We start from the raw sequence: 24,502 nt of genomic DNA on the forward strand, positions 1-24,502 counted from the left end.
TTCTTGAAAAACTCTCAATGGAAAACTGAAAATCGTATATATCAGTTGCTGTATATGAAATATATTGTTACATTTAATGGTTTTTTTCTAAATATTTCAGCAGTGTCATTTATCAGCAGTGTCATTTAAATGATGATCATAATAACAAAGCAAGGCTGCGATTCAATTAAGGTAGAAACTTATGATGTATTTAACGATTGCGGTGTTATGTAGCGTCGCCGTCTCCGTGCTATTAAAAATATTACGACAAAAAAATATAGATATTCGTCAGACCATCGTTGCTGGTTATCCAGTTGCCTTTTTGCTTACTTGGTTATTATTAAAACCTGATGTCAGCAAAATCGGTGAGCTTGGTGGCGCGTGGGGTATTATTATTGCGCTTGGTATTTTATTGCCCACAGTATTCGTTATTCTTGGTCGCGCGATTGCGGCGGTTGGCATGGTCGCGACCGATGCTGCTCAGCGTTTATCACTAATTATTCCGATAATTGCGGCGTTTCTTTTATTTGGAGAAGTGCTGACAGGCACGCGCGTTTTTGGCTTAGCATTAGGGTTTTTAGCACTTGGGGCACTGGTGTATCGTCCGCAGCAAACCGGACTTGTTAATGAGAACGCTAGTACAGATACTGTGACCAATAACGTGGTTAATAAACAGGCACTACGCACACCGCTGTGGTTATTCGGTGTTTGGGTAGGCTACGGTATTATTGATATTTTATTTAAGCAAGTTGCCAAACAAGGCGCTGCATTTCCGCTCACGTTATTTGTCAGCTTTGGCTTAGCGGGCTTACTGCTATTTATCTATTTGCTTATCACTCGGGTACGCTGGCAAGGTCGAGCATTGGCAGCTGGATTATTATTAGGTGCGTTGAATATCGGTAATATTTATGCTTATATCCGCGCCCATCAAGTGTTATCTGAGTCGCCAAGTATTGTCTTTACTGGCATGAACGTTGGGGTTATTGCGGTGGCTACCATTATTGGCGTCGGCATATTTAAAGAATCACTTAATCGTGTCAACGTGGTGGGATTACTATTAGCAGTAAGCTGTGTAGCGGTACTGTTTTTAGCCTAATAGTTTTAACGTAATAATTTTAGCGTAAGAACAAGTTTCTCTAATTCTTTAACTGACGAGATATAGGCACACAGAGCGTCCTATGGTAAGGTTATCTGCAAACGGACAGACGTGTATAAACTGATAAATATCCGTTTACCTTTGTAACATTTGACTTTGATTAATAAAAATAGGATGCACTTTCAATGGAATACGAAAAACAATTACAGCGTATAAAAAACGGTTCAGGCTTCATCGCCGCTCTCGACCAAAGTGGCGGCAGCACGCCAAAAGCGCTAGAAAATTATGGCGTCACTAGTGACGACTATGACAACGACGAAGCGATGTTTGATTTGGTACATGAGATGCGTGCCCGTATTATGACTTGCACAGCGTTTGATAATGAGCGCGTCCTTGGAGCAATTTTATTCGAAGATACGATGGAGCGTGAAGTTAATGGTAAGCCAACGGCCAACTATTTGTGGGAAGATAAAAATATCGTCCCATTTTTAAAAGTTGATAAAGGGTTGGCGGAACACATGAATGGCGTGCAAGTGATGCGCCCGATACCTAATTTAGACCTATTATTAAACAAGGCTAAAAATTATCCGGTATTCGGTACTAAAATGCGCTCAGTCATTTATGAGCCTAATGTTGATGGTATCGAGCTAGTTGTACAGCAGCAGTTCGATGTGGCGAAGCAAATTATCTCAAAAAGCTTGATGCCAATTGTAGAACCAGAAGTTGATATTAATAGCAGCAAAAAACATGACTGTGAGTTGATACTTAAGACCAGTATTTTGCACAATCTTGAGCGCTTAAATGATGAGCAGCAAGTGATGCTGAAGCTGACATTGCCTGAAGAAGCTGGGTTTTATCAAGAGCTGGTTGACCATCCAAAAGTGCTTAAAGTGGTGGCGCTATCTGGTGGCTATAGCCGTAGTGATGCTTGTGCTAAGCTCAAGGAAAATCCAGGCATGATTGCCAGTTTCTCGCGTGCCTTTACCGAAGGCTTGAGCAAACAGCAAAGCGATCAAGAGTTTGCCGATACCATTAATACTTCGATTGATGAGATTTATCAGGCGTCAAAGGTTTAGTATTTAATTAGGTAAAATACTTATTTAGATTCTCAGTGAGTGCTTTGCTCGCTGAGATTTTTTTTGGAAGGTATTTTTAGTCTCTTGTGAACGTAGGAAATACTATGTGGCGATTTAACGCTTGTGTTGGTCATAACGGTTGGAACGGAGACTTCTCTTACGTAGATGGTTATGACGAGTCGGTTAGAGCAATGGGAGAACACATCTTTAAATCAGGGCAAGCGACTATAGACACTATCGTCTATCCTTATATGTTCTTGGTTCGGCATTGTGTAGAAATTTTTCTAAAGAGATATTTAAAATCTTTCGGAATGATAAAAGGTAACATAATAATTGATGATAAGTTTCTTAAATCAAGCCATGACATATCAAGTTTATGGATAATATTTGAGAGAGCTTTCACGAGATTTGATGAAAGGACGATTGAGGATGTTCATAGATTGAAAGCTTTTGTAAATTTCATAGCTGATATGGATCCTAATGGTCAAACGTTTAGGTATGCGTATAATATTGAAAACAAGCTACATTTGACCGATAGAAATATAATCAATCTAAAAGAAGTTCATGAAGAATATTTAAAATTCTCAGACAATATTAAAAACTTTGAGATGATGTATTGTTATTTAGAAGAAGAATATAGTTGCAATACTTTCACTGAAAATTTATCAAGAGTTAAAATTGAGAAAATTTCCCACCAGTTACCAAATCGTCAGGAATGGTCCGAAAAAAATAATATAAAAGAAATAATTGCTAATATTCGCAGTGATTATAATATTAGCGCTAATGAAATGAACAAGTGTATAAAAATTATTGAAAGTAACTATGAGTTCTCAAACAATATAGGTTTAGAGAAGAAAGTCTCTTTATCAATATCTGTACTGAAAATATATATAAATGAATTTCTAAAAATTTATAAATCTTGTATATTACGGGCTAAAGGCTTCCATAAAACATCTGAAGAAGAGTATAACTACACTATTCAATGTATTGAAGAACTTAAGTTTATGATTAAAGATGAACTTAGTAAGGAAGATGTGCTTGAGCTATATTGCTTATATAAATTTAACTATGCTGAATATCCTGAAAAGTACGATGAAGTGCGTCCAAGCATAGCCCTCAACCCAAATGAAGACGAAGATTATATAAGAAAAGAAATTTCTCAGAGTCACGCTTTTCTTAGGATATGGCGTTCGCTTGAAAGTCTAGGTCAAACCAGCCTTTTAATTGCTGTACACGATACAATCCTAGCAGGAGAGTGGGAGTAGTGCATTTCGCATAACTCTTTCATTTACTCAGTTTTCTTGTACTGTAATAAAAAAGCTTGAACCTAATCAAATTAGATTCAAGCTTTTTCGTATTAGAATATCGTAGCGCTAATTAATTCAGCTTATTCTTCCTTGCTTTTAAGCCCAGTCGCATACTCACGCACGTTTTGAGTGATTTTCATTGAGCAAAACTTCGGCCCACACATAGAGCAAAAGTGCGCTGATTTATGGGCGTCTTTAGGTAAGGTTTCATCATGGAATTCGCGCGCGGTATCAGGGTCAAGTGCTAGATTAAACTGATCGTCCCAGCGGAATTCAAAACGCGCTTTGGATAACGCATTATCACGAGCTTGTGCACCGGGATGACCTTTGGCAAGATCAGCAGCGTGAGCGGCGATTTTATAAGTGATGATACCATCTTTGACATCCTTTTTATTCGGCAGACCTAAATGCTCTTTTGGGGTGACATAACATAGCATCGCCGTGCCAAACCAGCCAATCATTGCTGCGCCAATGGCACTGGTGATATGGTCGTAACCGGGTGCAATATCGGTAGTTAATGGCCCTAAGGTATAAAAAGGCGCATCGGCACACGTCTCAAGTTGCAAGTCCATATTCTCTTTAATACGGTTCATCGCCACATGCCCAGGGCCTTCAATCATGACTTGCACATCATGCTTCCATGCTACCTTTGTTAACTCGCCAAGGGTACGTAATTCTCCAAATTGTGCCTCATCATTAGCATCTTGCAAGCAGCCGGGACGTAAACCGTCGCCTAAACTAAACGCTACATCATACTGTTTCATAATCTCGCAGATATCTTCAAAATGGGTATATAAAAAGCTCTCTTTATTATGAAACATGCACCACTGCGCCATAATAGAGCCGCCACGCGAGACGATGCCAGTCAACCGATTGGCGGTCAACGGCACATAACGAAGCAGTACACCGGCGTGAATCGTGAAATAATCTACGCCTTGTTCGGCTTGCTCTATTAAGGTATCACGAAAAATTTCCCACGTTAAATCTTCGGCAATGCCATCGACTTTTTCAAGTGCTTGATAAATAGGAACTGTGCCGATTGGTACTGGCGAGTTACGAATCAACCATTCACGGGTTTCATGAATATGGTTACCAGTAGATAAGTCCATGATGTTATCTGCACCCCAACGCGTCGCCCACGTCATTTTAGAAACTTCCTCATCAATAGAAGAGCCCAGCGCAGAGTTACCGATATTGGCGTTAATTTTTACTAAGAAGTTGCGCCCAATAATCATCGGCTCAGATTCAGGGTGGTTGATGTTATTTGGGATAATGGCTCGACCAGCGGCAACTTCACTGCGTACAAATTCAGGGGTAATAATAATTGGTGTGTTAGCGCCAAAATTCTCCCCATCGTGTTGGCGCATATCCGTCAGCTCATGCTGTTTTTGGGTTTCGCGGATGGCGATATATTCCATCTCAGGGGTAATAATACCGCGACGCGCGTAATGCAATTGAGTAACGTTGCCTACTTTCCCATCAACAGCTTTAGCACGGCGCGGCTTGTCAATATGAGCAAAGCGTAGGTTTGCAGTGCTGATATCACGGGCGCGCGCCAGACCGTATAAGCTTGATAAACCAGCGAGCTGTTCGGTATCGCCGCGCTCATTTATCCAACCTTCACGTAATTTTGGCAGACCTTTTGTCAAGTCGATGCTGGCATTGGGGTCGGTATAAACGCCTGAAGTATCATAGACATAAAACGGTGGATTTTGTTCCCATTCGCTCTCAGGAACGCCTTGAATCGGTGTGGGATCAAGGGTGATCTCGCGCATCGGTACTTGAATATCAGGGCGCGAGCCTTCGATATAAACTTTGCAAGAGGCAGGTAAAATACGGTGTAAATCACGCGCGTCTTCTTCAAAGCGAGCATCGCTTACGTTGCGATGAGCGGGAGTCTTTAGCGCATCTGTTTTAGCAGTTTTTTTGGCGGGGGTAGTCGCTTGTAAAATAGTCATATGCTGTCCTAGCGTGTTGGTTTTTGAATAAAATCAACACCGCCAGTAGCTGCGGGGTAAGTCTATGTCATACGGACAAATATAATCGTAAGACAAACGCACTATCCGAACGAAATCTAGTGAGTCATCTCTAAAGGATTGATGGGCGCAGCTTATTATTGATAGTCAGGTAGCACTATAAAAACTTGCTAGATATTGACCATAATAACAAGGCATTTCTGCGCGCCCTTTGTACTTGTATAACATAAGCTTAAGACTTCCCTGCGTCGGTACTAACCGCATCAGGTTCGGCGGGTGATATCTCAGCGAATGTATAAAGGCTTTTAAGCCATAATACACCGCACCCCGAGTCTGTCAGTGTTGTAAATCACCTTCATACTAGCAAACTTCGCTGACAAGTCCTAGTCATTTACCTGTTTGTTATGGCTTCAACTATTTTAACAATCACGGTCTTAATATTAGCTTTCTGGCGTCCAACCCTGCGCGCGCTCATAGTCTTCATTATCCAAAAATTTATCACGCTGTTCGATTAAGAATTTTTTGGCTTCCGGATCGAGCATGCTTAAGTGATTTTCGTTAATCAGCATCGTTTGCTGCTCAAGCCATTCTTTCCAAGCCTTCTCAGATACAGTTTCTTGTAGCTCTTGACCTTTTTTATTAGGGAAGGGCGGATGTGGCATTTTTGGTAATTGTTGCTGATATTTACGGCAAAATACGGTATTGGCTTGAGGATTAAAAGTCTCAGTCATAGTAAGTTCCTTATTATTGATATTAAATTATCGAGTCGAATATTTGCATCCATCTATGATAACGGTCTTGGCGGATTTAGCAAAGGGTATCTGATGTATCATTTGGGGATGGTATTACAAATAAAAATACCCGCAATGATGGCGGGTGTTTTTAATTGTACGATTTTACTTTTATTCAGTAAATACTAAGCAAACACTTCTAAACGCGTGCGCGCGCGGCTGACCGCTTGTTTCACTTGATTGGGTGCAGTGCCGCCCAAATGGTCACGCGCTGCTAATGAACCTTCTAAGGTTAGATAATCGAAGACATCATCGCCAATCGCATCGCTAAACTGCTGCAATTGCGCCAAGGACAAATCACTCAAATCCACGCCTTCTTTAATACCCAAAGCGACTGCATTGCCAACGACTTCATGCGCATCACGGAACGCAACACCATTGCGTACTAAGTAATCGGCCAAATCAGTCGCTGTGGCATAACCTTTCATGGTGGCAGCGCGCATATTTTCTTTATTTGGCGTGATATTCGGTAGCATATCGGCAAAGGCTAATAGCGAGCCCGTCAAGGTATCAACGCAATCAAAAAGCGGCTCTTTGTCCTCTTGGTTGTCTTTATTATAGGCAAGCGGCTGACTTTTCATTAGGCTAAGTAGCGTCATCAATTGACCAAAGACACGCGCCGCTTTACCACGAACCAACTCTGGTACGTCAGGATTTTTCTTTTGCGGCATGATAGATGAGCCGGTACAAAAGCGATCAGGGATTTGCACAAAGTTAAATTGCGCTGACATCCATAGAATAATCTCTTCACTCATGCGTGACATATGCATCATCAAAATAGACGCAGCAGAAGTGAATTCAATCGCAAAATCACGATCCGAGACTGCATCAAGTGAATTCTGGCAAATGCCTTCGAACCCTAATAACTCAGCGGTAATCGTACGGTCGATTGGAAAAGTGGTGCCAGCAAGGGCGGCGCTACCAAGAGGCATCTGATTGATACGGCGGCGCGCATCGACAAGACGTTCGGTATCACGGTATAACATCTCAAACCATGCCATAACATGATGACCAAAGCTCACTGGCTGTGCGGTTTGCAGATGAGTGAATCCTGGCATAATGGTATCGGTATGTTGCTCAGCCAAATCAAGCAAACCGCTTTGCAAGCGTATCAATAAAGCAATGATATTATCGGTTTCTTCGCGTAACCAAAGGCGAATATCAGTGGCGACCTGATCATTACGGCTACGTCCAGTATGCAGCTTTTTGCCAACTGCGCCGACGATATCGGTCAAGCGTGATTCGACGTTCATGTGTACGTCTTCAAGCGCAATTGACCAATTAAACTCACCCGCTTCAATTTCACGCAATACCTGTTGCAGACCATCGATAATGGTCGCAACGTCATCAGCTTCTAAGATGCCACATTCTTTCAGCATGGTCGCATGAGCAATCGAGCCTTGAATATCGTGACGCGCAAAGCGTTGGTCGAAGCCGACAGAGGCGGTAAAGGCAGCGACAAAGCTGTCTGTCGCTTCACTAAAACGTCCGCCCCACATCTGTTGCCCCTGACTGCTTGCAGGGCTTTGCGGTGCAGCAGTATTTGTTAGAGAAGCTTCTGTGCTAGAATCAGAAACAGATGAGTTTTTATTTGAATCAGGATTACTAATATTTGAAGAGTTTGCGTTCATATCGGTACAAGACAAGTCAAGAGAATAAGAACTCAAGTATAGCAAATGATGAGGTTGCCTTACTAGCGGAGCGCTTAGAGTTTTTTATACCCAAGTTCATGGAACTCATGAAACCTTGGCAATGGCTGCTGGCAATCTTTTTTTGGTCGTTGTTTGTGGCGATCGTTGATCGCTACAGTGTGGCTAATGAAACGCAATTTATCATAAAGTTTATGGCTAGGTTTTTTCAAATCAGCTTAACGCTGATACCTTCCTTTTATTTAATTGACTATCTGCGCCCTGTTTTTAAACGCCTGCGCATACCGACTGTCAGTATGTATGTTGTGCTAATCCTAACAACAAGCACATTAGTAACCCTCACGTTAGTCCTGCTACTTCTGATGAACTCTGGTTTGTTTGAGTACAGTCTTCAGGCGTTTAGTTCAGCGCTTGTATTTAATATGATCATTACAGCGGGATTCACTATCGCAGCGTTATTGTTCTTTTTACGTCGCCATCGTGAGTTGAATGCGCTCAAGCAATCCTTTGAGCAAAAATTGAGGGCACAAAACGATGTACTTAAAGCCCGTCTCGCGCCGCATTTCTTTTTTAATACTATTAATACCTTAATGTCACTCATTGAATCCAATCCATCTCGCGCCGCTGATTTATTACAGCACGTTTCAGCATTATTTCGTGCCAGTTTTAATGGGGCGCGTGAGATTAGTTTTGAAGAAGAAGTTGCCCTTTGTGAGCATTACTTGGCCATCGAGTCTATTCGATTGGGAGATAAGCTGGTGATAATTTGGCAGCTACCCGATGAGGATGTGATGTATGACATGGTAATCACCGCCTTGACCTTACAAAGCGTGATTGAAAAAATGCTACTCAATGTGGTTGAGATGACCACGGAAACCATTTATATCGATCTTAAAGTTAGGTGGGTGCAGCATCGTGTTGTGATTACCATCCATGTACAGCTTCCCAAAAAGACATTAATGATTAACCATCATTTACGTCAGCATATGAATTTTTATATTCAAGCGGAGCGCTTACGTGCATACTTTGGGCAAAGTAGCGATATCCAAAGCACGGTGACGACGAAACAAATTATCACTATTATTGATTATCCGCTGCAAGATGTCAGTTTATAACCTTTACTTTTTTGATGGTGCATTACTCTCCCATTAACAGTGGCATATTTATTGCAATATCTATCACAATGTGACCATGATAATGGCTTAGTATTAACGAATGTGCTCTGCTAATCTTTAAAGTTGAGTGATTAAATTTTAAAAAGTATCGCCAGACTTTTATATTATGGCAAATATAGGAACACTAAGGCCATATTAACGGCTTGCAAGCTCTAGCCGTTAGGTTTATAACTTAGATCAGGCGCTATTTTATGCTAAATGATAGGCGGTAAGTGCTAATATGTTATTGATGCTCTTAAAATATTTTCTAAGTATGCCCTTAAAAAAAAGGAGTTTGCATGCGGATTGTAGTTTGTGATGATGAGCCATTAGCCCGTGAGCGTTTGGTCAGGATTGTCCAAGAGTCAGGTCATGAGGTCGTTGCTCAAGCAAAAACGGGTATAGCAGCCATTATTGCCGTAAAAACTCAGCAGCCAGACATCATATTGCTAGATATTCGTATGCCCGAGATGGATGGTGTAGAGTGTGCCCAAGAGCTTGCGAAGCTTGCACATCCACCAGCAATCATCTTTGTGACGGCTTATGATCATTATGCGATTGCTGCTTTAAAAGCCAATGCCATAGGTTATCTACTAAAACCTGCCAATAAAGATGAGCTATTAGAAGCGCTACAAAAAGCCACCAACTTAAATGCCGCGCAGTTAAATGAGATTCGTAAGCTTGAGAATCCAACAGCACGGCCGGTGCGTGAACATATTGCGGCACGTACCCATCGCGGTGTTGAGCTAATTAAACTCAAAGATATTTACTATTTTACTGCCGACCAAAAATATGTCAAAGTCCGTCATAAGGATGGTATCGTTCTCATTGATGACACCTTAAAAGAGCTTGAGCAAGAGTTTGAAGAAAAGCTGTTTCGTGTGCATCGAAACGCTATTATTAACATTAAGTATTTGGACTTTTTAGAAACTTTAGATGCTGGACAGTATCAATTGCATTTCAAAGGAATTGATGAAACATTAGCGGTCAGCCGTCGCCATCTACCCGCACTACGTGAAAAAATCCAAAACATATAAGTTTCAAGGCTCTTCTTTTTCGAAGCTCTTATCTCTCGAAATAATCGCGCCATATCATCAAACCCTTATTTATGCTTAAATAGGGGTATTTTTTTGCGTTATTATTTTCTATAAACCGTTTTTAGTACCCATTTTGTGTGACAAATTAACATTATTGTTGAGCACTGACATTCTAGTATCGAACTTATTGAGGCCTTTTATGAGCACCATGAAGCAACCTGCTTTGACTACCTTAAATATCGCCACGCGCCAAAGTCCATTGGCATTATGGCAAGCTGAGCATATTCGTGATCGGCTACTAGAGTTGTATCCTGAGATGACGATTAATCTACTAAAAATTGTCACTAAAGGTGACAAGATTTTGGATACGCCACTGGCTAAAATTGGCGGTAAAGGTTTATTCGTCAAAGAGCTTGAGCAAGCATTATATGAGAGGCAGGCAGATATTGCGGTACATTCTTTAAAAGACGTGCCGATGGAGTTACCGGAAGGATTAATGCTGGGTGTTTATTGCAAACGTGCTTCGCCAACGGATGCCTTTGTTTCCAACACTTATAATAGTATCGATGAATTGCCACAAGGTGCGGTAGTCGGTACTGCAAGTTTGCGTCGTCAGTGTCAAATCAAAGCCTATCGTTCAGATTTGCAAATTAAAACTCTACGCGGCAATGTCGGTACGCGCCTAAGAAAGCTAGATGCGGGCGAGTATGATGCTATTATTTTAGCGACCAGTGGTCTCCAGCGCATTGAGCTTGATGCGCGTATTCGCAGTGAATTGGATATCGATATTTGCTTGCCAGCTGTTGGGCAAGGTGCATTAGCGATTGAATGTCGTGAAGATGATGCTGAAGTATTAAAATTACTGGCACCACTCAATGATGACAAAGCCCGTATCCGTTTAATCGCTGAGCGCGCATTAAATCGACATCTGCAAGGTGGTTGCCAAGTACCGATCGCAGCTTATGCAGTATTACAAATGGCTGGGGCAACAGATACCAGTAATGACGATAATGGTAAGAACCAAAACGCTAATAGCCAAAATGGTAACAATGATGCTGGTGACACATTATGGCTGCGTGGTCGCGTCGGTCAAGAAGATGGTAGCGAGCTGCTTAAAGTTGAAAAGCGCCTGACGTTAACGGGCAGTCAAGCTGAGCAAGAAGCCCAAGCCAACCAGCTGGGCATCGAAGTTGCTGAGATGTTATTGGACGCTGGTGCTGGTGCTATTTTATCAGCGATTTATCATCCTGAATAATATCTAAACTGGATAACATTTAACCACCTCAATCATAGAGTGATCATTGTTTAGATTGCTCTATGATTATGCTAATTCCATCCGCTTTTTTTACGGTATGTTTATGTCTTGGTCATCACCTAAGTCCACGGATTCAAATCAACCTATTGATAAGCCGTCATTGCTGGCGCAAGTTGTCATCAATACGCGCCCAGTAGAGCGTGCCGCACCGCTGACGCAACATCTACAAGCGGCTGGTATGTCAGTCATTGATATGCCGATGTTGACACTGCAACCGCGCCAAACCACCGACGACGATATGAGACTGATGCGCCAATGGCTAGAAGGTGAGTATCAAGCACTCGTCATCGTTAGTCCGACAGCGGCAGCCTCAGGTTTGGCTGCTTGGCAGTTGCTTGAGCGTGAACGTCAAGCTAAGGGCGCGACCAATAAAGACACGACTGATAAAGAAATACTGGGCATAGGCGGCATAGAAGGCATAGAGGAAAACTTTAAGATTTTAGCAGCGCCGAGCGATATCATTGCTGTTGGTGAAGCGACTGCCGCGGTGTTAAATGAGGTAAAGTTACCATTTGCCAGCTATCAGGTACGGCAGCCTACCGTTGCCAATAACGAAGGTATGCTGGCGATGCCTGAGATTGAAAGCCTGCAAGCAGGGGATAAGCTGCTCGTGTGGCGCGGTCTTGGTGGGCGACGATTATTGGTCGATACGCTACAGGCGCGCGGTGTTCATATCGATAGCATTGCTTGGTACGAGCGCACGATGCCTATCGATGCCATGGCGCAGTATCAACAGTGGTTAACACAACTCATTGCGCAACAGTCTTTGCCGCAAACACTATCAGTAGAACAACCAAAGCCCATCGTTATTATAAGTAGTGGTACTGCCTTTGAGCATTGGGAAAGTGTCGTTAAAGCAGTAGCGGAGCAGGGATTAAAATCAACATCAAATAAAGATATAACAGATAATGTAGCGCTTGAACTAGCAGATTTTGCCTATGTAGTATTGGGTGAACGTTTGGCCAATATGCTCGCTGAGCAGCAGTTAAGTTATTGGCGTGTGGAAGATTTAGCGCCAGCAACCATTCTCGCTGCTATTCATCCTACTTATTTATAAAGTTTAAATAGGGTGTTTTTTTTAACTACTGAAAACCCAAAGCGTTTACTGTACTTTATGCGCTTAAAATTATTAATCATGAACGGTGCTGCCTTATGTCAATGAACTCTGAATCGTTATCGAAGGAGCCTTCTGCTATTCAGCAGCGCCGCCAAGCAAATATGTTCTTGGTGCGGCTGCAGTGGGTGGTTATTTTGCTGCTGATTGCCGCATTGTTATGGCTATACATCAGTCAGCAGCGTTTTCAGCATAATATTAATGAGCGCTTGCAAAGTAATGAGCAAATGGTCAGCCGCTTAAACGAGATGGACGACCGCTTATTTGCCGTGAGTCAACAGACGTTGCCGACGCCTAGCACTGCCGCTAGTAGCCAAGCTCAAAACCAGTTGGATTTATTACGTATTCAAATTCAAGCTGCTGATAGATTGTTGGTAGACAATAACGACAGTGCAGCGATTGATTTGTTGCGCGGCCTACATTGGCAGCTGTCCCAAAGCAGTAATGAGATTGCCCCAGCGCTCACCATCGTCATTAAACAGAGCTTGCTAAAAGATATCGAACGCTTACAGGCAAGAAGCTCTCAGCCCAGTCCTTGGCAGCTACAAAATATAGCTATCCAAAATATTCAGGAGTTTTTGCACAGCTATGAGAGTGCTGTTAATTCTGATATAAACTTAACGAGCAGGCAGCTCACGATACACGAAGTCATTATGACATTGAATCTAGCGATTCAAGCCAGCAATATGCGCGAGCGCGAACAGCTGATTGCTTATCTGAGTCAAGCGCGAAAGCAGCTGCAAACGCTAGAGCCCAAAGATCTGGAATCAAAAGCATCAGTACCAAAAACAGCTGCCAGCACAAAAAAAGGCTCTAGCACGAATAACTTGCAAACCAAATCATCGCCTACTGATATCTCAGAAGTCATAGACTGGTTAGATCGGCTGATTGCCAATGCGCCAAAACCAACGCCATTGTTGACCTCTCAGATTTTAAACAAGTCCCAACGTTAATGATTTGATACTTTGATGATTTAATATATTGCTTAAAAAATTTATTAGTATAGTAGATTCATTTTAAAAACGATAAAGTGCTATTGGCTATAATTTTTTTGCAGCCTCTGTCACGCCTGCGAACAGCAAGCAAGAAAAAATTATAGCAATAGCACGTTCTCACAATCGTAGCGCTTTTATTTTGAACTGACTATATAAAAAACAAGAGACAGACAGTTATGGATAGCTTGCATCAAACCACAAATTCAACGCCTGATATCTCGGCTAACCATGAACATGGCCCTGAAGAGCTGTCACATTATCCAATTATTCACCATCAGCCGATTCATTGGGGTGAGATGGATGCCTTTAATCATTTAAATAATGTGGTGTATTATCGCTATGCTGAGTCAGCACGTATTGGCTATTTGCAAGCGTTAGGCATGTTTGATGGCAGCATGGTCACGGTATTGGCACAATCAAGCTGCCAGTATTTACGCCCAGTGACTTATCCTGATACGTTATTATTAGGCGTACGTTGTCAGCGTTTGGGCACAACCAGTATAGTTATAGAGTACAGCTATTATAGCAGTGCGCAATGTGCAGTCGTTGCTACTGCTGAGGCGGTAGTGGTACGTTTAGATAGTGAAGGCAAAGATAAATTACCGTGGACAACTGAAGAGCGTGCACGGCTGCTGGCATTAGAAGCAACCGTTGGTCATACACCTAAATTATAAGTATTGTCTCGTTTTTTATATTTGAATATTTAGTAAAAAGTAAAAAGGCGCACTAACTTAAGTTAGCGCGCCCTTTTTATTAGTCAGTTTGAAAGTAGTATTGGTTACTTAAGTTGGTTTATTCAACCTTATTAATCTTGCTTTGGTGCATGAATAAAGTCTACCACGTTTAAATCAAAACCTGACAAAGCGTAAAACTTCATCGGTGATGACAATAGGCGCATATCACGAACCCCCAAATGGCGTAAAATCTGCGCGCCAACACCAATGCTGCGATAAGGCTGCTGCGCAATGGTTGAAATAGATTCATTGGCAGACGCTTTATCCAATGCATCTCCCAAATCAATCGGTTGATGACTACCAATCCAGACCAGCACGCCGCGTTCTGAGGCATTAATTTCTTTTAGAGCAGATTGCACACTCCAACCGCTACGTCCGGTCGTGTCATTTTTGGCAGCAAACAAGTCACGTAGTGGGTGAAATCCATGGACGCGCACGGTACTAACGCCTTGGCTTACATCACCTTTCACTAAAGCCAAATGGGTCTCGTCAGCACCAAACTCGCGAAAACGATGCAAAGTAAACGTCCCATATTCGGTCTCAAACGGATGTGACTCAATCTCTTCTACCGTTTGCTCATTGGCAATACGATAGTTAATTAAGTCAGCAATCGTACCTATTTTGATGTCATGTTCTTTTGCAAATATTTCAAGATCATCGCGGCGCGCCATGGTACCATCAGCATTGATGATTTCAACAATAACGGCTGCAGGCTCTAGACCTGCCAGTCGAGCCAAATCACAACCCGCTTCGGTATGACCTGCACGGTGAAGAACGCCACCATTTTGTGCCATAATTGGGAAAATATGCCCAGGCTGCACGATGTCAGCAGGTTTTGCGGCTGATGCAACGGCTGCTTGGATGGTACGAGCGCGATCGGCAGCAGAAATACCAGTTGTCACACCTTCAGCCGCTTCGATAGAGACGGTAAAGTTGGTACTAAACTTTGCCTCATTGCGGTCTGACATTAGCGGCAGCGCCAATTGCTGGCAGCGTGCTTGTGATAAGGTTAGACAAACCAAACCGCGTGCATGGGTAATCATGAAGTTAATATCATCAGGACGGACGTGGGTCGCTGCCATGATGATATCGCCTTCGTTTTCACGATCTTCATCATCCATCAAGATGACCATTTTTCCAGCACGAATGTCTTCGATAATCTCAGGAATCGTATTTAAACTCATAGGAAGTCTCAATCTTTTATTATTTATAGATAGGCGTGATTGGTGATATAAAGCATTATCTGCTTATTGTAGCAGTAGATTGGTCAAAGCGCTGTTGTGCTAAAGCAAAGTGCGCTGCAGTCAGAGTAAACTGCCATAAAAATGACTCTTTCAATTAGCTTCTATATATCATTATGAGGTCATTTTAACGCTTTTCATCCCAACGTGCTGCTTCATCTTCCTACTATCTCAATTAGTATGTCAAAAATAGCGATAAGTATTATTAATGGTCACGACGATTCATATATTCAATCAGGTATTAAGCGATGAACCAATCCATATTGTGCGGTATCAGTCATTACTTGCTGCTTGGCTTTTGAGCCATGACATAAACTTCTCGCTATGCTGCTCACGCTGATTATCAGCAAATTCATAAAAGCGTGTACCTAATAAATTGTCAGGCAAATAAGTTTGCGCATAATAATGGTTGGGATAATTGTGCGGATAAGCATAGTCTTTACCGTAGCCTTGTTCACGCATGAGCTTGGTCACGCCGTTCCGCAAGTGTAAAGGCACAGGCGAGGCGTCTTTTTCTGCCAGTGTCATCGCCGCATTAATCGCTTTATAGGTGCTATTGCTTTTAGCGCTGGTCGCAAGATAAACCACCACTTGCCCTAATATAATACGCGCTTCTGGCATACCGATTGACTGCACACTACGCAGAGCAGCGTCAGCGAGAAGCAAGGCGTTGGGATTAGCATTGCCAATATCTTCACTGGCTAAAATGACCAAACGCCGCGCAATAAAGTCTGCTGGCTCACCACCAACCAACATGCGGGCCATCCAGTATAGCGCTGCATCTGGATCTGAGCCACGGACGGACTTTATCATGGCAGATATAATATCGTAATGCTGTTCACCATCTTTATCGTAGCGTACTAGTGCGGTCTGGGCGACGCGGGCGACCAGTGCATCATCAATAACAAGCGGTGATTGATTAGAATCAGCCGTTTGAATCGCCAGCTCTAATATATTTAGCGCTTTTCTTGCATCACCATGCGCCAATTGACTGATAGTCTCTTGCGCTTGCAAATCAACCGTTAAGTTTTTCAATACTTTATCTTCTAAAAGCGCACGCTGTAATACCGCGCTGATTTGCTCAGGCGTCAGTGGTTCTAAGCGATATACTTGGCAACGTGATAATAAAGCGTTATTGACGCTAAAAGATGGATTTTCGGTCGTTGCACCAATCAAGGTTATATCACCAGATTCTACCGCACCGAGTAATGCATCTTGCTGCGCTTTATTAAAGCGATGAATCTCGTCAATGAACACGACAGGCGACTCAAAGCTTAGCGAATCCTTACTATCTAGCACCTCACGTAATTGTTTTACCCCTGTATTCAGGGCTGATAACGCATGAAACGGTCTGCCAACCGCATCTGCTAATAGCATTGCTATAGTCGTCTTTCCAATACCAGCTTCGCCATGCAAAATAATAGAGGGCAGGTGTCCTTGCTCTACTAAGCGCCGTAATGGTGCGCCTGCTGCCAATAAATGCTCTTGACCAATAATAGCATCGAGCGTCGTAGGGCGCATGCGCTGAGCGAGGGGAGTATCAGCATGAAAGTTAGGCGGCATAAGGCTCTCTATTATAAAATCGAATGGTTATCAATTGGCTACAGCGGCATGAGAACTTAAATTTTTTATATTAATAAACACTATTTTTAGGTATATCTCTTTTATCTTGAATACACTATACATAATTAATATTGTCATTAATGGCTATCATATGGGCTAGGCTAACGCAGATTTACGTTAATAAAAGTCAGCTAAATGTACAGCTTATGTCTTTAAGACTTTATTTTTTAGATTTTTACCCTTATTAAGGGATTAACTCTCTCTATCAGCCTAATATATCAAACATAACGGATGATATTAATAATGTTGCAGTCAATTTTTAAACGCTTATTCAATCATGATCCAGCTACTAGAGCTGCAAAACGATATTCCCGTAAGCTAACTGCTGGAGAAATAGTACTGGCACGCTCAGTATTTGGTGACAGTCTCAGCTTTGATGATATTCAGCTAAAGACAGCATGGTGGGTACTCAAAAATTATGCTGTTAGCCCGAATGGTCATATTTATTTTCATCCGGCAGACTGGATCGAAGACTTTAGTGAGGCGTCATTGGGTAAACAAAGCTGGCTTATACATGAGTTGACGCACGTTTGGCAACTACAGCGTGGCTTAAAAGTGGTACGCGGCGCTATCCTTAATCGCCGCTATGACTATGTGTTAGAGGTGGGTAAATCTTTTTTTAAGTACGGTATTGAGCAACAAGCACGTATGGTTCAAGATTACTTTATTCGTCGTCAGCGTGGACAAGACTGTCAGGATTTAGAAGCCTGTATTCCATTTCTAGCTGGGCAGTCTGTTAATAATACTCAGCATAGCGACAACTCATTCAACGTTTAATTTTTATGTTTACTCTCTATATTGCTATTTAATATTCTGCTTTTAATAAAGGATAGGTACTCGGATGTTTAAATTTTTGCTCGCAACACCTCATACGGGTGCCCATCATAACCTTGCAAATCAAGGCATCATGAGTCCACGTCAAGCCCCAACGTTACTTGCGGCCACACTGACAGGCATATTGTTTTTGAGTGGTTGTCAGCAACAAGCAGCAAACGAAACTGTGCCGGATAATGCTCAAAGTAGTGAGAAAACCAGCGAGCAAATGAGGGCTGAAGATAGCCAGCCTATGCCGAAAAGTGACTCAGCTGCAGCACGTATAGAGCAGTTTCAGCCTTTGTATGTGACTCAATTTCAAGGACTACAGCAGCGTTTGCAAGCAGAGTATGAGTCGTTGCAAGCTGCTGATGCCTCTGGTAATGGAAGCTCTTTATTGGTTGATAGCGCAACTGATCCTGCTGACAGTAATACTAAAAATAACAATGAACAAACTACCGATAGTAATAGTTTGCCTGCAGCAGGTACTAATAATAGTACAGCGCTTGAACCAGCTGCGCTTGATTCAGCAGACCCGGTTTCAATAGCGGATATTGATAATAAACCTGCTACAGATGCTGAAATTAATACCAGTACCGAAGTTGGTGAGCGCGACTTAACGGTGTTAAAACGTATTAGCTTAGAGCCACGCAAGCCTGTCCTATTGACCGAAGAGCAGATTATAGAACGCTATGAACAAGCGATAGAAGCGCTTTATCAGCCAGTCACCACGCCACTAAGTGCAGAAGATGTTGATACGTTGATTAATATCGCAACCTTAGTGCCACAGCTTTTTGAAGATGCGGAAATTGCTGGTAGAGTCAGCGCCAAAAGCCCAGCACTGGCGCGTTTGATTATTCAGCATCAAGTGTGGGAGCAGATAGAAGCGCAACAAGTGCTAGATATGCAGCAAATGAAACAGAGTCAACAGCAAGAGTTTGAGATGCTGATGTCGAAGTTTAACGAGACTATCAAAGGCTATGATGAGCAAATCGCCAAATATGAGCAAACGCTAAAAGAGTTTAAATAATCTGTCAAATCTAGCCATAAAAAAAATCTCGCACATGGCGAGATTTTTTATGCATTGCTAAAAACTATTTACGGTCTTCTACTTTAACAAATTCGCGTTGTTTCTCACCAGTATATAACTGACGTGGACGACCGATTTTGAACGGTGCGCTGTGCATCTCAAGCCAATGGCTGATCCAGCCAGAGGTACGTGCCAATGAGAAGATTACGGTAAACATTGAGGTTGGGATACCGATGGCCTTTAAGATGATGCCAGAGTAAAAGTCAACGTTTGGATACAGGTTACGCTCAATGAAGAACGGGTCTTCTAACGCAATTTTCTCAAGTTCCATCGCAAGTTTAAGCTTTGGATCGTCAATACCTAGAGCCTGTAGGACCTCGTCACAAGTCTTTTTCAGTACTTGTGCGCGTGGGTCAAAGTTTTTGTAAACACGGTGACCAAAGCCCATCAGCTTCACTTCACGGCTTTTTACTTTTTCCATGAATTCAGGCACATTTTCTACAGAACCGATTTCATCTAGCATCTCAAGCACAGCTTCGTTGGCGCCGCCATGTGATGGACCCCAAAGGGCGGCGATACCAGCAGCGATACAAGCGTAAGGGTTTGCGCCAGTAGAACCAGCTAAACGTACCGTAGACGTCGAAGCATTTTGCTCGTGGTCAGCATGCAAGGTAAAGATTTTGTCCATAGCGCGCGTGATGACATCGTTGGTTTTATAATCAACATCAGCAGGCGTTGCAAACATCATATATAAGAAGTTTTCAGCATAATTGAAGTCATTACGCGGATACATGAACGGTTCGCCTTGTGAGTATTTATAACTCATCGCAGCAAGCGTTGGCATCTTAGCGATTAGACGAATCGCGGTAATTTCACGATGCTCTTCATTGCTAACATCTAGTTTTTCATGATAAAACGCTGATAAAGCACCAACGACACCAACCATGATTGCCATAGGATGCGCATCACGGCGGAAGCCTTCAAAGAATTTACGTAATTGGTCATGAACACCAGTATGCTTACGAATTTTTTCAAAGAAATCGGCTTTTTGCTCAGCGTTAGGCAAATCGCCATGAATCAACGCATAAGCCACTTCTAAGTATTCAGCATTATCGGCCAACTGATCGATAGGATAGCCGCGATAAAGTAGCTCGCCTTTACCCCCATCAATAAAAGTAATTTTTGATTCAACAGGCGCTGTTACCATAAAACCTGGATCATAGGTCCAGTAGCCAGCTTTTTGGAAAGCAGCAACATCGATAACTGACGGCCCTAAAGTCCCTTCGGTAATAGGAAGTTGGTAATCCTTACCATCTACGGTTAATGTGGCTTGATTATCAGCCATAATTTAATCTCCAGTGCTTTAACTTGTTAGAATAAAAATATAGAGACGCATACCCTCGCGTCACAAATGGTCAAAATGAATTTAACTCATTTAATATGCAGGCTATATTAGCAGTTATTACTTAGGTTTTGAAAAGACTTTTACCTGCAATGTCTGTGATTGTCGTGGTTTCAGAGTACTTATGTACTGTAAACTTTGTATCAAAATATGTCTAATCAGTAATCTGGCTGTAAACAAGCTTATTTATCATCATGTAATGATTCTCATTAACATTGTAATAGTAAAGCGTTTTCAGCTAGATAATCAGCGCCAATACTTCATCTCACATACGATGAAACAGACAGAGTATGAGTGACCGACAAATTCATTTGGGTTTATAACTCATCAAGCCTGAGTAATACTAATGAATTCATATTGCAAATAGCCAGTTTTTTGTTAATTAATCTCTAATAACCACTATTCAGGGGATAAATTTGTAATTAGGGCTCAGTCATTTTATAATTGTAGGGATTTAACTGGCACTAGCTTTGCGCAAATTGATAAGTCATTTTAATAAATAACGGGGAAAGCTCTGCTTTGCTCATACTTTGTTACGATTGGACAGTCAGTTTATAGACCAAACTTAGCTTATCGCTTGAATATTCTTGTTAACTGTTCTATTTTTAAATAGTCGACAGTGAAGTTTACCTTAACAAAAAAATGATAATATAGAGATGACACAACGGCGTTATCTTTTTTTGTTAATGGCAACCAGTAAAAATAGAATAGTTAATCGATTTACCCCATGCTTCGCTCTTACTGTCAAAAAGTAAGTAAAAAGAGTGTTGTTGAAAGGGTGTATCCATTTAACGAGCTATGTTACACCGTCTATAAAGACCGTATAACCCATGTCCAGCTTTCAAATTTAGTGCAAATTAAACGACGTCAGCTAGCCCTTCCTTACTTTATTCGTCTTGTGTGGTGCTCAGTGTATTTGGCAGACGATTGCTAAATCATAAGTAACTACCAGACATAACCGCAAAAAGGATGCCCGCTGTGAAAAGCAACCGACCTATTGACCTGCCCTTAAGCCAAGTGATTAGCGTGAACCGCTCACCGATTGCAATTGCTTCAATCTTGCATCGTATATCTGGCATTGTTTTATTTCTACTTATCCCTGTCATGTTGTGGTTATTGCAGAATTCTTTGGCGTCGCCTGAGAGTTTTGAAACCGTGTTTGACAATGTTCTCGTTCGCTTTTTGGCGTGGATTTTTGTCGCCGCTATCGCTTATCACTTTGTGATGGGTATCAAGCATTTATTTGCTGATATGGGCATGAACGAAGAGCTAAAATCTGGCCGTGCCGCTTCTATGATTAGCTTTGTAATTGCAGCAATCTTAATTGTCGCGTCATTTGTATGGGTGATGTTCTAATGATAAAAAATGATTCAGGAATCAAAAGCGCAACGGGTCTGACAGGATCAGGCACACGCGATTGGATTATCCAGCGTATCAGTGCGGTCATTTTAGCCGTATACAGCGTGGTATTACTGGGCTTCTTTTTAACTCATGGTGATGTGAGCTTCGTTGAATGGTCACAATTTATGACCAGTTTGCCTATGCGTCTGTTTAGCTTGCTTGCTGTTTTAGCGCTAGCGGGTCATGCTTGGGTTGGGATGTGGACAGTTTTTACCGATTATATTACAACTGGAAAACTGGGCTCAAGCGCAGCAGGACTGCGTTTGGTACTACAGTCATTAATGATTATCGCTATTTTAGTTTTTCTATTTTGGGGCATCATGATTTTTTGGGGTAATGGCTTCGGTGTTGTTGCTGTTTAACCACTAGTCATGAATTTCGATACTTATTTATTTGATAGTTGTTTATTTAATAGTTATCAATAAGAGCGGGTTGATCTGAGAGATTTATTAACGGTTAGATTGTTTTAAAACAGTTGATTTGTCTTAGAAAAGTCCGTTAGTAGCCAAAAATAGTCATAGCCAATCATAGCGTTGGACACCACTGACTTAACCAGTCACTTATATAATAGATGCATCATGGTTTAGTCAGTGAGTGGACCCAATATAAAGATAGATATGCAAATTGAGTGGTTGAAGGTTGTTTGCTTGCTATTTGATGATAGCAAGCAAGTTGATGAAAGTAAGCAGGATTGAAGTAAAAATTTATTCAACCTTGTCATACGATAATTGATACAACAACCTTTTTATTTACTTCTAAGCATTAACAGGCATTAGGAAAACCGTAATGGCAACTAGACAAGATAATACCATTAGCAATATTAAAACCCTGAACTATGACGCGGTCATCGTTGGTGGTGGCGGCTCAGGTATGCGTGCTTCATTGCATTTAGCCGAAGCGGGCATGAAGGTTGCAGTCCTTACCAAAGTATTCCCAACCCGTTCGCACACCGTTGCAGCGCAAGGTGGTATTGGCGCAAGTTTGGGTAATATGAGTAATGATAACTGGCACTTTCACTTTTATGACACCGTTAAAGGGTCAGATTGGTTAGGTGACCAAGACGCGATTGAGTATATGTGCCGTGAAGCACCAAAAGTGGTATACGAGCTTGAGCACATGGGTATGCCATTTGACCGTAATGAGGATGGCACGATTTATCAACGTCCGTTTGGTGGTCATACTTCAAACTATGGCGAAAAGGCCGTACAACGTGCTTGTGCTGCTGCTGACCGTACTGGTCACGCACTATTACATACGTTATATCAGAAAAATCTACAGCAAGGTACTGAGTTCTTTATCGAGTGGATTGCCCTTGATTTGATCAAAGATGACGCCGGTAATATCAATGGCGTGATTGCGATTGAACAAGAAACAGGTACGGTTGCGGTATTCCAATCACCGATTACGGTATTAGCAACAGGCGGTGCTGGTCGTATCTTTGCTGCCTCTACCAACGCTTATATCAATACTGGTGACGGTATCGGCATGGCAGTACGCGCCGGTATTCCATTGCAAGATATGGAGTTCTGGCAGTTCCACCCAACTGGCGTTCATGGCGCAGGCGTGCTATTGACTGAAGGTTGTCGTGGTGAAGGGGCGATCTTACGTAATAAAGATGGCGAAGCATTCATGGAGCGTTATGCGCCAACCGTTAAAGACTTGGCGCCACGTGATTTAGTATCACGTTCTATGGACCAAGAAATTAAAGAAGGTCGTGGTTGTGGTCCAAATGCTGACCATATCGTGATGGATATGACGCATTTAGGCGTTGAAACCATCATGAAGCGTCTGCCATCAGTATTTGAAATTGGTAAAAACTTTGCCAACGTCGATATCACAAAAGAGCCGATTCCAGTTATCCCAACCATTCACTATATGATGGGTGGTATTCCAACCACGATTCATGGTCAAGTGATTGTACCGGATCTAGAAGCGGGCACTGATGAAGATGGTCTATACGCAAAGGGCAACGTCGTTAAAGGTCTTTATGCCATCGGTGAATGTGCTTGTGTTAGTGTGCACGGTGCTAACCGTTTAGGTACCAACTCACTACTAGATTTACTAGTGTTTGGTCGCGCTGCCGGTAAGCATATCGTTGATGAGTTCCATCATGCTGACCATAACTATAAACCACTTGATCCTCGCGTGCTTGATTATACCGTGGGTCGTTTAGACAAGCTGCAACAGTCGACTGAAGGCTATAATGCGCAAGATGTGGCTGATGAGATTCGTGCGACCATGCAAACGCATGCGAGTGTATTCCGTACGCAAGCCATGATGGACGAAGGCGTTGCAAAAATCCTAGCGCTAGGGGACAAGATTGACCAAATCCATTTGGCTGATAAATCACAAGTCTTTAACACTGCCCGTATTGAAGCGTTTGAAGTGGCAAACCTTTATGAAGTGGCGAAAGCGACGATGATATCGGCCGCTAAACGTCATGAAAGCCGCGGCGCGCACAGTGTCTCTGATTATGACCGTCCTGAAGATGATGAATATGCACCAAATGGCCGTAACGATAACGATTGGATGAAGCATACCTTATGGTATTCTGAAGGTAATAAAGTTATCTATAAGCCAGTTCGTAAAATACCATTGACCGTTGATTATATCGAGCCAAAAGTCCGAGTCTATTAATTCTAGACTGCGTGCGCTTGATTTATACGAACAGCATAAATGTTTATCCCTTATTAATTTATTAAAAAGGTGACCGCCAGCTACGAGCTGATATCAGCGCTATGACTAAGAAGTATTAGCGCTGATATATTG

General features: G+C 42.2%; 20 protein-coding genes and 1 riboswitch. Of the genes, 14 read left to right on the forward strand and 6 right to left on the reverse strand.

From position 1 onward, the window contains the following. Positions 1-181 precede the first annotated feature (181 nt). The 3 genes from EPB74_RS03340 (at position 182) to EPB74_RS03350 (ending at position 3,416) form a co-directional block, all read left to right on the forward strand. On the forward strand, positions 182-1,075 hold the full coding sequence (locus EPB74_RS03340) for an EamA/RhaT family transporter (RefSeq protein ID WP_274902761.1): 894 nt from the start codon (positions 182-184) through the stop codon (positions 1,073-1,075). A gap of 185 nt (positions 1,076-1,260) precedes the next feature. Continuing rightward, complete coding sequence (locus EPB74_RS03345) at positions 1,261-2,151, forward strand: fructose bisphosphate aldolase (RefSeq protein ID WP_274902763.1); 891 nt, start codon at positions 1,261-1,263, stop codon at positions 2,149-2,151. Between the two features lie 104 nt (positions 2,152-2,255). Then, the gene (locus EPB74_RS03350; protein ID WP_274902766.1) at positions 2,256-3,416 is read left to right on the forward strand and encodes a hypothetical protein; all 1,161 of its coding nucleotides are present in this window, start codon (positions 2,256-2,258) and stop codon (positions 3,414-3,416) included. Between the two features lie 122 nt (positions 3,417-3,538). On the opposite strand, the gene thiC is transcribed toward EPB74_RS03350, so the two are convergent. The 3 genes from thiC to argH form a co-directional block, all read right to left on the reverse strand. Beyond that, the gene (gene thiC / locus EPB74_RS03355; protein WP_274902767.1) at positions 3,539-5,416 is read right to left on the reverse strand and encodes a phosphomethylpyrimidine synthase ThiC; all 1,878 of its coding nucleotides are present in this window, start codon (positions 5,414-5,416) and stop codon (positions 3,539-3,541) included. Between the two features lie 241 nt (positions 5,417-5,657). Continuing rightward, a riboswitch (TPP riboswitch) is annotated at positions 5,658-5,774 on the reverse strand. Positions 5,775-5,874: 100 nt separating this feature from the next. Next, positions 5,875-6,165, reverse strand: coding sequence for an oxidative damage protection protein (locus tag EPB74_RS03360; protein ID WP_079690586.1), 291 nt, complete (start codon positions 6,163-6,165; stop codon positions 5,875-5,877). 185 nt (positions 6,166-6,350) lie between these two features. Then, positions 6,351-7,724, reverse strand: coding sequence for an argininosuccinate lyase (gene argH / locus EPB74_RS03365; protein ID WP_274903153.1), 1,374 nt, complete (start codon positions 7,722-7,724; stop codon positions 6,351-6,353). Positions 7,725-7,963: 239 nt separating this feature from the next. Here argH and EPB74_RS03370 point away from each other — a divergent pair, with 239 nt between their 5' ends. The 6 genes from EPB74_RS03370 to EPB74_RS03395 all read left to right on the forward strand — a co-directional run bounded on the left by EPB74_RS03370 (position 7,964) and on the right by EPB74_RS03395 (position 14,163). After that, the gene (locus EPB74_RS03370; protein WP_274902768.1) at positions 7,964-8,989 is read left to right on the forward strand and encodes a sensor histidine kinase; all 1,026 of its coding nucleotides are present in this window, start codon (positions 7,964-7,966) and stop codon (positions 8,987-8,989) included. Between the two features lie 338 nt (positions 8,990-9,327). Further along, a complete protein-coding gene (locus EPB74_RS03375) occupies positions 9,328-10,065 on the forward strand; it encodes a LytR/AlgR family response regulator transcription factor (protein WP_079690589.1) in 738 nt (245 codons plus the stop codon). A 199-nt stretch (positions 10,066-10,264) separates the two neighbouring features. Next, entirely contained in the window at positions 10,265-11,320 is a 1,056-nt protein-coding gene (hemC, locus tag EPB74_RS03380; protein WP_274902770.1) for a hydroxymethylbilane synthase, read from the forward strand. Between the two features lie 103 nt (positions 11,321-11,423). Next, a complete protein-coding gene (locus EPB74_RS03385) occupies positions 11,424-12,437 on the forward strand; it encodes a uroporphyrinogen-III synthase (protein WP_274902771.1) in 1,014 nt (337 codons plus the stop codon). A 95-nt stretch (positions 12,438-12,532) separates the two neighbouring features. Then, positions 12,533-13,447, forward strand: a complete 915-nt coding sequence (locus tag EPB74_RS03390) for a hypothetical protein (RefSeq protein WP_274902773.1) — start codon at positions 12,533-12,535, stop codon at positions 13,445-13,447. A gap of 218 nt (positions 13,448-13,665) precedes the next feature. After that, complete coding sequence (locus tag EPB74_RS03395) at positions 13,666-14,163, forward strand: acyl-CoA thioesterase (protein WP_079690593.1); 498 nt, start codon at positions 13,666-13,668, stop codon at positions 14,161-14,163. Between the two features lie 131 nt (positions 14,164-14,294). Here the strand turns inward: EPB74_RS03395 and ribBA are convergent, their stop codons facing one another. Continuing rightward, entirely contained in the window at positions 14,295-15,407 is a 1,113-nt protein-coding gene (gene ribBA, locus EPB74_RS03400; protein WP_079690594.1) for a bifunctional 3,4-dihydroxy-2-butanone-4-phosphate synthase/GTP cyclohydrolase II, read from the reverse strand. 330 nt (positions 15,408-15,737) lie between these two features. Then, the gene (locus EPB74_RS03405; protein WP_274902776.1) at positions 15,738-17,027 is read right to left on the reverse strand and encodes a replication-associated recombination protein A; all 1,290 of its coding nucleotides are present in this window, start codon (positions 17,025-17,027) and stop codon (positions 15,738-15,740) included. Between the two features lie 303 nt (positions 17,028-17,330). Here EPB74_RS03405 and EPB74_RS03410 point away from each other — a divergent pair, with 303 nt between their 5' ends. Then, positions 17,331-17,864 carry a type IV secretion protein Rhs gene (locus tag EPB74_RS03410; RefSeq protein ID WP_274902777.1) on the forward strand — a complete coding sequence of 178 codons (534 nt, stop codon included), beginning with the start codon at positions 17,331-17,333 and terminating at the stop codon, positions 17,862-17,864. Between the two features lie 64 nt (positions 17,865-17,928). After that, positions 17,929-18,930: a hypothetical protein gene (locus EPB74_RS03415; RefSeq protein ID WP_274902778.1), complete on the forward strand. Its 1,002-nt coding sequence runs from the start codon at positions 17,929-17,931 to the stop codon at positions 18,928-18,930. A 64-nt stretch (positions 18,931-18,994) separates the two neighbouring features. On the opposite strand, the gene gltA is transcribed toward EPB74_RS03415, so the two are convergent. Continuing rightward, positions 18,995-20,275 carry a citrate synthase gene (gene gltA, locus EPB74_RS03420; RefSeq protein ID WP_079690598.1) on the reverse strand — a complete coding sequence of 427 codons (1,281 nt, stop codon included), beginning with the start codon at positions 20,273-20,275 and terminating at the stop codon, positions 18,995-18,997. A gap of 1,026 nt (positions 20,276-21,301) precedes the next feature. On the opposite strand from gltA, the gene sdhC reads away from it, so the two are divergent. From sdhC to sdhA, 3 genes are all read left to right on the forward strand, one after another. Then, a complete protein-coding gene (gene sdhC / locus EPB74_RS03425; RefSeq protein WP_079690599.1) occupies positions 21,302-21,688 on the forward strand; it encodes a succinate dehydrogenase, cytochrome b556 subunit in 387 nt (128 codons plus the stop codon). A gap of 20 nt (positions 21,689-21,708) precedes the next feature. Then, complete coding sequence (gene sdhD / locus EPB74_RS03430; RefSeq protein WP_227516758.1) at positions 21,709-22,095, forward strand: succinate dehydrogenase, hydrophobic membrane anchor protein; 387 nt, start codon at positions 21,709-21,711, stop codon at positions 22,093-22,095. 424 nt (positions 22,096-22,519) lie between these two features. Further along, a complete protein-coding gene (gene sdhA, locus EPB74_RS03435; RefSeq protein WP_079690600.1) occupies positions 22,520-24,370 on the forward strand; it encodes a succinate dehydrogenase flavoprotein subunit in 1,851 nt (616 codons plus the stop codon). The last annotated feature ends 132 nt before the right edge of the window (positions 24,371-24,502 follow it).

The sequence above is a fragment of the Psychrobacter sp. DAB_AL62B genome, from assembly GCF_028895345.1.
Taxonomy (GTDB): Bacteria; Pseudomonadota; Gammaproteobacteria; order Pseudomonadales; family Moraxellaceae; genus Psychrobacter.